The sequence below is a fragment of the Halolamina sp. genome, assembly GCF_036626355.1.
Classification (GTDB): Archaea; Halobacteriota; Halobacteria; order Halobacteriales; family Haloferacaceae; genus Halolamina.
The window spans coordinates 1-8,654 of record NZ_JAZKRY010000108.1; the positions used below are offsets into that span (position 1 = coordinate 1).

General features: G+C 65.6%; 9 protein-coding genes and 1 pseudogene. 2 read left to right on the forward strand and 8 right to left on the reverse strand.

The annotated features are described in order from the left end of the window. From V5A38_RS13550 to V5A38_RS13580, 7 genes and pseudogenes are all read right to left on the reverse strand, one after another. Window positions 1–304 (reverse strand): CPBP family intramembrane glutamic endopeptidase (locus V5A38_RS13550; protein ID WP_332326297.1); only part of this gene is annotated, 304 nt, incomplete at its 3' end. Further along, complete coding sequence (locus V5A38_RS13555; RefSeq protein WP_332326298.1) at window positions 259–537, reverse strand: hypothetical protein; 279 nt, start codon at window positions 535–537, stop codon at window positions 259–261. The genes V5A38_RS13555 and V5A38_RS13550, both read right to left, overlap by 46 nt. A 137-nt stretch (window positions 538–674) precedes the next feature. Beyond that, on the reverse strand, window positions 675–1,832 hold the full coding sequence (locus tag V5A38_RS13560) for an alpha/beta hydrolase (RefSeq protein WP_332326299.1): 1,158 nt from the start codon (window positions 1,830–1,832) through the stop codon (window positions 675–677). Window positions 1,833–2,614: 782 nt separating this feature from the next. Continuing rightward, window positions 2,615–3,409 carry a hypothetical protein gene (locus tag V5A38_RS13565; RefSeq protein ID WP_332326300.1) on the reverse strand — a complete coding sequence of 265 codons (795 nt, stop codon included), beginning with the start codon at window positions 3,407–3,409 and terminating at the stop codon, window positions 2,615–2,617. Between the two features lie 10 nt (window positions 3,410–3,419). Further along, window positions 3,420–4,130 (reverse strand): type II CAAX endopeptidase family protein, encoded by a 711-nt coding sequence (locus V5A38_RS13570; RefSeq protein WP_332326301.1) that lies wholly within the window; start codon window positions 4,128–4,130, stop codon window positions 3,420–3,422. Window positions 4,131–4,159: 29 nt separating this feature from the next. Beyond that, a pseudogene (locus tag V5A38_RS13575) lies at window positions 4,160–4,327 on the reverse strand (ATP-binding cassette domain-containing protein); the annotation flags it as partial. A 27-nt stretch (window positions 4,328–4,354) separates the two neighbouring features. Continuing rightward, window positions 4,355–5,236, reverse strand: coding sequence for a CPBP family intramembrane glutamic endopeptidase (locus tag V5A38_RS13580; protein WP_332326303.1), 882 nt, complete (start codon window positions 5,234–5,236; stop codon window positions 4,355–4,357). A gap of 225 nt (window positions 5,237–5,461) precedes the next feature. On the opposite strand from V5A38_RS13580, the gene V5A38_RS13585 reads away from it, so the two are divergent. Together V5A38_RS13585 and V5A38_RS13590 are read left to right on the forward strand one after the other, a co-directional pair. After that, window positions 5,462–5,908: a hypothetical protein gene (locus V5A38_RS13585; protein WP_332326304.1), complete on the forward strand. Its 447-nt coding sequence runs from the start codon at window positions 5,462–5,464 to the stop codon at window positions 5,906–5,908. Between the two features lie 250 nt (window positions 5,909–6,158). Then, entirely contained in the window at window positions 6,159–7,283 is a 1,125-nt protein-coding gene (locus tag V5A38_RS13590) for a mandelate racemase/muconate lactonizing enzyme family protein (RefSeq protein ID WP_332326305.1), read from the forward strand. Window positions 7,284–7,364: 81 nt separating this feature from the next. Here V5A38_RS13590 and V5A38_RS13595 read toward each other — a convergent pair whose 3' ends face one another. After that, window positions 7,365–8,549, reverse strand: a complete 1,185-nt coding sequence (locus tag V5A38_RS13595; RefSeq protein ID WP_332326306.1) for an iron-containing alcohol dehydrogenase — start codon at window positions 8,547–8,549, stop codon at window positions 7,365–7,367. Between the last annotated feature and the right edge of the window lie 105 nt (window positions 8,550–8,654).

An 8,654-nucleotide genomic window follows, 5' to 3' on the forward strand; every position in this document is an offset into this window, starting at 1 on the left:
GTTGAATGGACGCCTGCCCGAAGTACCCCTCCATCAGGAACAGGGGGACGTGCCAGCTCGCCCAGACCACCCCGCTGATGAGGCCGGCAGCGACCGGTGTCCAGATGTCGACCAGTCTGTCGAGGAAGAATCCGGTCGAGCCAGTCTCCTCGACGAGGCCTGCACCGATGGTGAATCCGAAGAACGCGAACAGGCTCAACGGGTTCGCCAACCGCTCGACGGTCGACGCGGGGTCCAGCGGGAGTGTGGAGGCCCCGGTCAGCCACGCGATCCCTGCCGCAACGAGCGCGAGTGCGGGATACACAAAAAAATGACTGCGTACCAGCGCGGCGGGATGCGACGGACGTTCGTGATGCGATTCCACAGTTCCCGGAGGCCCGGCCGCCCGCTCGACCGGCGGATCATCAGGACGCCACCGAGTGCCGGACTCAGCGAACCGACGTAGAAAAAGAGGACGTTCGGGAACGTCCAGACGCTCTCGCCCGAGAGGATGATGACGCCCCAGAATGCCCACGCCCATCCGATATAGATGACCACGTAGCCCCACAGCGAGAGACTCTTGCGAAGACGACTCGGGGACCCCCGACCTCTGACCATCTACACCACCACCTGTGCGAGTCGTAAAATTTCGTTGACTGAGAGGATCTGATGCATATCGGGCTATGCAGATGTGTTCACAGTGTCTTCCTGAGCCAGTTGCACATGTACGGGACGACGTTCCGGGAGAGCGTATCAGTACACATGTGATTCCCACGCGGAACGATCTTCATCGACGCGTTGTCTCCAATCTCTCTTGACAGTCGGTGTGCGTCGTCGAGAGGGACGTGTTGATCGCTGCCATCGTGAACGATCTTGGCTGGACACGTCACAGAATGCAGGGTATCGTACACTTCATCGATGATGTTCTCGGTCCAGTTGATGAGTTCTTCGCGGTTCTGTGTGCCAGTAAATCGGTACGAGCGTCGCACCATCAGCTCGGGAACAGCGTTCCAGATATCCTCGATTCGTCCAGGGTGAAAGATGGGCCCACCAAGTCCGACAACAGCAGAGAAACGTGGCTCAAGCCCAGCAGATAATGGTGCGAGCAACGCTCCGTAACTTATTCCGAAGAGGCCGATTCGGTCAACATCGATTCGCTCATCATCCGCGAGGAAATCGGCTGCAATCGTGGCCGAGTTACCCAGATCATCCAGGGAGTTGAAGCGGTTTCCTGTAAGCCCACTCTCTCCCCACCCCGCCTGGTCGATCGTCAGCGTGGCGAGCCCGCGATCAATTGCGGCTCGCTCAAACGGGGTCATGAGTTCCTTGACCGAGTCGTTCCCCTGTACAATAACCACGGCAGGAAACGGCGGGTCGCTTGACTCGGGAAGCCGGAAATACGCGTAGAGCGACCCGGTTTCGTACGGTAGTTCGATCTTTTCGATGTGAGGGTTGGTCAGTGATCGGTACCGATCGAAGGCTGGAATCATGCGGTCGTAGTTCTCCTGAGCACCCTCCCAGTCGGGAGTGAGCCAGTCAGCCACCGCGTAGTAGACCACCGACTCTCGGTAGCGCCTTCTGGCAACGACATCGTCTGAGACGGACGCAGCGAGGTCGGCCTCGTTCCGAACGTCATCTGCAAAGGCTCGGACGGCGGCGATCCCGGATTCGTCCAGCGAATCGACCTGCCTGAAAATCGCCCGCAATTCTGCTCCATTCCCACCGATGAACTCCATGGTCTCGAAGAGCATGGCAAATCCTGGAACTCGCGAGAAGAGTCCGCTCTGCATGAGTTTCGAGAGTGCCTTATCCTGCAATTCCGGAGGGAGTTTGGCAAACGTCTCTCCAATCATGCCGGACAGTAAAATTAAAAATAATTAATATTTTCCGCGATTCTCATGAGCCAAGAGGTCAAGCGAGTGAACGACTACTCTCCATCCGCAGACCCTACGAACACGAGTAGCGAAACCCGTCAGCAGGGAACCGCCGAAGGCGCGTCAACTCTACCCGCTGCGTTGTACACACCAACATTCAGACAGCTATCCCCGTGTTCTGATGTGGTTCGTCCAACAGTGTACGCAACAAATCTTGGAATTCCTGCGTTCGCATCACCCGCAGCAGGACTCCGAAGTGACCATAGTCCCACTCAGTGAAGTTCGGTTCTGGAACGCCCCACTGCTCGAAGACCGTCCTGGTGGGTTGATACTGTGTCATCTCGTCGCGAAGCCCCCCCCGACTGGGTAGATGCCAGCCGTGTCCCGAGCGCGCAACAGGTGTCGTCCATCGACTCCCGTGTCCAGCCCGCGGCTTGGAGTGCATCGGTCACACCGAGACTCTCGGTGAGCGAACTGTCGAACGGCAGGTCGTCGACCCGTGCAGAGGGAGCCACCGGGACAGCAAAATCCGGCTGCAGGGCCGTCGGCCACGCGTCGGCGTGTGAGGCGACGAGCGTCGAGACGACCCCACCGAGACTGATGCCACCCACCCCGACGGTCGGGGCTCCGGTCGAGCGTGCCCAGTCGATGAGGACGGCGATCTCGGTGGCCTGTGTCGCGTACAGTTTGATCGCGCTCCCGGGCGTTCCGGCGAGGTACGGCTCGCCAGTGGAGGCGCCGGGGACCTCGCGACAACCGTGTCACGGCGGAATCGGGAGCACGACCCGGTAGCCGCGTGGGGCAAGCGCCCGGCCCACGTACCCCTCTTCCGTCCAGTACTCGATGGTGTCACAGGCCATCGCGAGGCCGGTGCAGAACACGAGTGTCGGGAACGACGCTCCCTCCGAGCTGTCCGCCGGTTCGCACACGCGAGCGTACGCCATGTCGTCGACGTACGCCGACGGGGACGGGAATCGCACCAGATACTCCCTCGTGCCTGGCCCGCGAATCGTCCGTGAGACCTCGACCTCCGGCAGTGTGTCGGGTGGGCCATAGACCTCGGCGTCGTCGACGGCTGCCCATCGATCGAGTGCCGACGCGGGGTCGGGGACGTCGAAGTCGACGACCTCGACCAGTCCCGTCTTCGTGAGGAAGTTAAACGTCTGCCGTGGCGATATCCAGCGAGTGCCCACGTCCCGGCGTTCTTTCTCGAGGCGTGTCCGCTCGTCGACCGTCGACTCGCTGTCCCCCCAGAACAGATCGTCCCACTTGGCAGCGATGAGATCGTATTCGCCCATAGCGTCATTGTGGCTGGCCAGCGCCTCAGCGATTTTTTCGTCCAACGAGTCGTCGATCGATCCGGTCACGCCGAGTTCGTCCAGAAACGCGTCGACATCCTTACCTGCGAGATCGGCGGCTGCTCGCGCCCGGAGGACGCGAAGCTCGGTATCGACGGACGCGATCTTGAACCGCTCGAACAGTCGAGAGTGGAACAGTCGTCCGAGCGGCGATGTGATCACCCTGTGTGCAATCGGTGTCTCAAGCTGTTCTCTCATATGATCTGAACTATCCAAGTAATCCATGGGTAATGCCGGGCGACAGGAGCCGTCCACGACGCTTCCGGAGCCACCCGTAGACGAGGCCGCCGGCGAACGCCGCCGCGAACAGGTACCACGCGGTGAACGGGTAGTACCCGACGTGGGCGACCGAGAACGCGCCAGCTTGGAGGACGACTGCGGGCCACGCGCCGTATCGGTCGGCGAGTTCGGTCTGGAGGAAGCCACGGAACAGCGTCTCCTCCTGGAAGGACGCCACCGCGAACCCAAACACGAGCAGGAGAAGCGTCCCGACTGGGGAGGGAGCTTCCGCGACCGGTGCGTTCGGGGGCCGTGGTCCCAGCAGCGACTGGAACCCCAGGGCCATCCCAGCGGTCACGATGAGCGCGATGATGAACCCGGCGAGGCCCCACGCGATGTCTCGGAACAGGTGCTCGCGGTCGACCCACCAGGGGACGATGTCGACGCCGACCCAGCGGGTGAACCCGAGATAGACCAGTCCGACCGAGCCGACGAGGATCGTCACGAGCACCAGTCCGCCGTACTGGAGCGGGTCGGTGGGCGTCGGCTGCGTCCAGAACGGGCCCCAGAGCAGCGCACGCATCAGGACGAACGCGAGGAGGATGATACCACCGCGTCGGAGCTGTGTCTGGGTGAACGAGTGGTCGATAGTCGATTCGATCGGCGTCTGTGGGTCGTTGATAACTGTTTCAGAGGTCATGGGTTGTATCGAGCGGTTAGTTCTGGTCAGACGGCTGAAGCTCCAGCAGCCGGTTGCGAGTGGTAATCGAGCAGGAGGTCGTTTGTCGTCGACTTCCCCGCACCGCTGGGACCGAGAAAGCCGAACACCTCGCCCGCCCCGACGGTCAGCGAGAGGTCGTTGATCACGTAGACGTCGTGGCCGTAGCCTTTCGTCAGCCCCCCCCGTCTGGATTGTTGCCACGGTCAGTCACCTCCCGGTGCAGGGGAGATTCCAACAATATGCCCACGAACCCGGTCGCGGTAGAGGGCCGTCCCGACCACACCGACGACGATCAGCGCGATCAGCCACGTCAGGATGGCGTGGGGGACGTTGATCGTGACGAGCGTCGACGGGAGCAAGACGCCGTCGGGCGCGACGGTCGAGAGGTCGATCGGGAGCCGTCCCTGCGTGGCGTTGTCGGCCCCGTGCATCACCATCGCGAGCCACGCGCTCCCGCCCGAGCCGTTGAACACCCACGCCAGCAACACCGAGAATCCGATGATACCGACGAAGTACGAGCCGATCATCAGCGGTCCCCAATCGGCACGGAAGCCGCCGGGTAGGAACTGCGGCAGGTGCCACAGGCCCCAGAACATGCCGACGACGATGGCAGCCCGGAACGCGCCGTAGCGTTCCTGCAACTCGGGCTGGGCGAACCCGCGCCAGCCGAACTCCTCCTGGCCGCCGCCGAGCAGTGTCCCGATGACGATGCCGAAGACGATGGTTGTCGGGCTGATCTCGAACGCCGACCAGTCGATGGGGCCACCGATCACCCACGAGACGACACCGGCCGCGTAGACGATGAGGAACGGGACGGCGATAGCTGCCACGTACCACTTCCAGTGGACGCGGACTTTCGCGACGCTCCTGAACCAGCCGCGGACGCTCTCGTCGCTGGCCCAGACGACGATTGCGGCTGCGACCGACGGTGTGAGCGCGCTCAGGAAGCCGGCGAAGAACCAGCTCGTCCACGACGGCTGGGTCATCCCGACAACGTCGGGAACCGCTTCGACACCCCACGCCAGAGCATATGCGAGGAAGAAAAACGAGGTTAGGCGGCGCCTTTCCACGGCTTCTCTGATCATATCCGATGGAACACCACCCGATAGTGTCAATACGGCTATTTTTCTCGTCCGCTGAGAATCTATATGCCTGCTGGGAGGTCACACTGAGGGAGTGGGACGGTCACCGGGGACTCAACTCCGTCCTCGACGTCACCCATTGCAGTCCCGTCAGAGCAGCGCGACCTGAACGACCGAGAGCAACAACAGTGGGACGCGTCACTCGGCGGCCCGACCGTATTCCAGCCGGTGCCCGTGTTCTCGGACTGGGTGCTCGGCGTCTACAGCTTCTTTGTGAACCTCCCGCTGGGTGCGCTGCTGTTGCTCGCGTTCCCCCGCTTCTCGCGGCGGGTCGCTGACAGTGCCTTCGAAGGACCGGGGCGTGCGGGCGCCGCCGGGTTCATGATTCTCGTCGGCGTCCCCGTGCTGCTCGTGTTGACCGCAATCACGATCATCGGGATTCCGCTGGCGGTCGTCGGGGCGATGGTTTTCGGCGTCCTCGTCTGGGTTGGTGCGGTCTACGGTCGTATCGCCGTGGGAACGTGGCTAACCCCCTTACCGCGGTCGAGAGCCGCTGGGCCGCCCTCGTCGTCGGGTTCTCGATCGTGGCAGTCGTGGTCAGGAGCCCGTTCGTGGGCTGGATCCCGGAACTGCTCGTCGCTACCGCCGTCCTATCGACGGTCGTCCTCGTCGTGATGTGGGACGGGAAACCGGATCTGTTGGTAAAAAGAGATACTGGGCGTGCTCATCAATCTCGGTATCGTGCACTGGCTCGTTCTACGGTGACGGCCGACCTTCCTCAAACAACACCGACGGAAGGCCGAACGAGGAGATTCGAACTGTATGCATTGAGAGTCCTAGTCTCAACTACCCGCGACCCCGGTTTCGTATCGCGGGATAGCGTTTACGACCGAACGACTTTGCGGCCCCGGCGGGACGCCCCGGCATGGAGATCACCCGCTGTGAGGCGATTCCGCTCGCGAGCGCGGTCGAGGGCGTCGAGATGGCGTTCGGCGGCGGCGACCGGGAGGTCGGGGTCCAGCCAGTCCTCGTTCGTGTCCACACCGACACCGACCACGTCGGCCTGGGTGAGACGCTCACCTACGACGCGAGCGGCGCTGAGGGCGAGGCGGTCGCGCGGATGATAGAGGCGCTCGGAACCGACCTCGAAGGGCAGGACCCGCGGGCGCCGACCGCCGCGTGGGAGTCGCGCTACGTCGACGTGAAACGATCGAACGCGTGGAAGGCGCTGTCCGCACTCGACGAGGCGCTGTGGGACCTGACGGGGAAGTCGATGGGAGCGCCGCTCTACCGGCTGCTCGGCGGCCAGACGGGCGAGGTGGGCGCGTACGCGACGTTCCCGCGCCGGCAGTCGACCGACGCGCTGGTCGAGGCGGGGGCGTGGCTCGCCGAGACGTTCAAGTCGATGAAGATCACCGTCGGCGCCGACGTGTCGACCGACCGCGAGCGGATTCGCGCCGTGGCCAGCGGGCTCCCGGACGGGTTCGGCCTCTCGGTCGACGCCAACACCTCCTACACGGTGAGCGAGGCGCTCCGCGTCGGCCGGGCGGGCGAGGAGGTGGCGCTGGAGTGGTTCGAAGAGCCGGTCGCCCACACCGACATCGAGGGGCAGGCCGAACTCAACCGCCGGCTCGACGTGCCGATAGCGGCCTACCAGTCCCACGCGCCACACTACCCCGCGGTCGAGCACCTCCGCGCGGGCGCGCTCGAGGTGTACCAGCCCTCCGCGTACCTCTGTGGCGGCGTGACGGGCACGCGACGGGTGGCCGGGCTGGTCGACGCGTTCGAGAAACGGCTCGTTCCCCACGCGTTCGGCCCGCTGGTGAACTACGCCGCGACGCTCCACGTCGCCGCCGCGAGCCCCGCCTGCGACCTGATCGAGTTCGCGGTGTACGACGACTCGGTCGAGGACCCCGGCGAGTACGTCGCCAGCCCCTACGTCGCGGGCGACCCGGTGCGCGTCGAAGACGGCGTCGTCGCGCCGCCCGAGGCGCCCGGGATCGGCGTCGAACTCGACGAGGCGGCGGTCGAGCGACTGCGGCTGGACTGATTCCGTATCGCGGCGAGCGGTTGAGAGCGTCAGACGCCGCGGCCAGACGGCGAAGAGAGAACGCTGTCGATTTCGACCGTCTCAGAGCGCGTCGAGACAGATTCGCTCGACGTCCTCGCGGTCGAGGCGCCGTGGATTGCCGACCAGCAGGCGCTCCAGCTCCATCGTCCGCTCCGCGAGCGCCGGCACGTCCGCCTCCTCGACGCCGAGGGCGCCCAGCCCGCCGATCCCGACGTCGTCCGCGAGGCGTTCGATCGCCGCCGGAGCACCCTCGCCCTCCGCCCCGAGCCACCGCGCCACGTCGGCGTAGCGCTCGGGCGCGCTCGGCCGGTTGTACCGCACGACCGCCGGGAGGACGGCCCCCACCGTCTCGCCGTGGGGCGTGTGGAAGGCGGCGCCGGCGGCCATCGCGACGGCGTGGGCGGCCCCGAGGCCGGCGTTCGAGAACGCCCGTCCGGCGACGTGGCTCGTGAGCGCCATCTCGCGGCGCGCCTCCGCGTCGTCGCCGTTGTCCACGGCCCGCCGGAGGTGCGCGCCGACACGGGGGACCGCGACCCGACAGAGCGCGTCCGTGAGGGCGGTGCGCCCGCCGTACTCGGGCCGCTCGGCCGGTGTCGCGCTCCCCTTCGCGTCGAACCGCCGGGTGGTGTACGCCTCGACGGCGTGGGCCAGCGCGTCCAGCCCGCTCGCGGCCGTCGGGCCGGGCGGGAGCGAGACGGTCGCGAGCGGGTCGACGACGGCCAGGTCGGGGTAGAGCTGGTCGCTCGACACCCCGACCTTCAGGTCGCGGTCGGGCAGTGAGACGACGGCGACGGGCGTTGTTTCGCTTCCCGTGCCGCTGGTCGTCGGGGCCGCGACGGTCGGCAGGCTCCCGCTCGGCACCGCGCGGCCGGCGCCCGTCGGCTCCGCGACGTAGTCCAGCACGTCGCCGTCGTGGGGCGCGAGCGCGCCGGTCACCTTCGCGACGTCGAGCGTACTCCCGCCCCCGACGCCCGCGACCACGTCGGGGGCGAGGTCACGGGCGCGCGTCAGCGCCGCCTCGAAGGTCGCGAGGGCGGGGTCCGGCTCCACCTCCTCGAACGTCTCGACGCCGGGCAGTTCGGCCTCGACGGCCTCGACGATACCCGTCCCCCGGAGCGCGGGGTCGACGACGAGGAGCGTCCGGTCGGCGGGCGGCAGGTGCGCGCCGAGTTCGACCAGCGCGCCCTCTCCGAAGACGGTTCTGTCGGGGCCCGAGAGCTCCCAGACGGATTCGGGGTCGAACACGCCCCGTGACGCGTCGTGCGGGGAGAAAACGGTTCGGGGGGAGTACACCCACTGACATCCTCCCACGACTGAAGTCGTGGGGTTCCACGGTCACAGACCGTGCCC

Coding starts and splice junctions, on each gene's coding strand:
- V5A38_RS13560 (WP_332326299.1), bottom strand. CDS start 1,832: ATGATTGGAGAGACGTTTGCCAAACTCCCTCCGGAATTGCAGGATAAG.
- V5A38_RS13565 (WP_332326300.1), bottom strand. CDS start 3,409: ATGAGAGAACAGCTTGAGACACCGATTGCACACAGGGTGATCACATCG.
- V5A38_RS13570 (WP_332326301.1), bottom strand. CDS start 4,130: ATGACCTCTGAAACAGTTATCAACGACCCACAGACGCCGATCGAATCG.
- V5A38_RS13580 (WP_332326303.1), bottom strand. CDS start 5,236: ATGATCAGAGAAGCCGTGGAAAGGCGCCGCCTAACCTCGTTTTTCTTC.
- V5A38_RS13590 (WP_332326305.1), top strand. CDS start 6,159: ATGGAGATCACCCGCTGTGAGGCGATTCCGCTCGCGAGCGCGGTCGAG.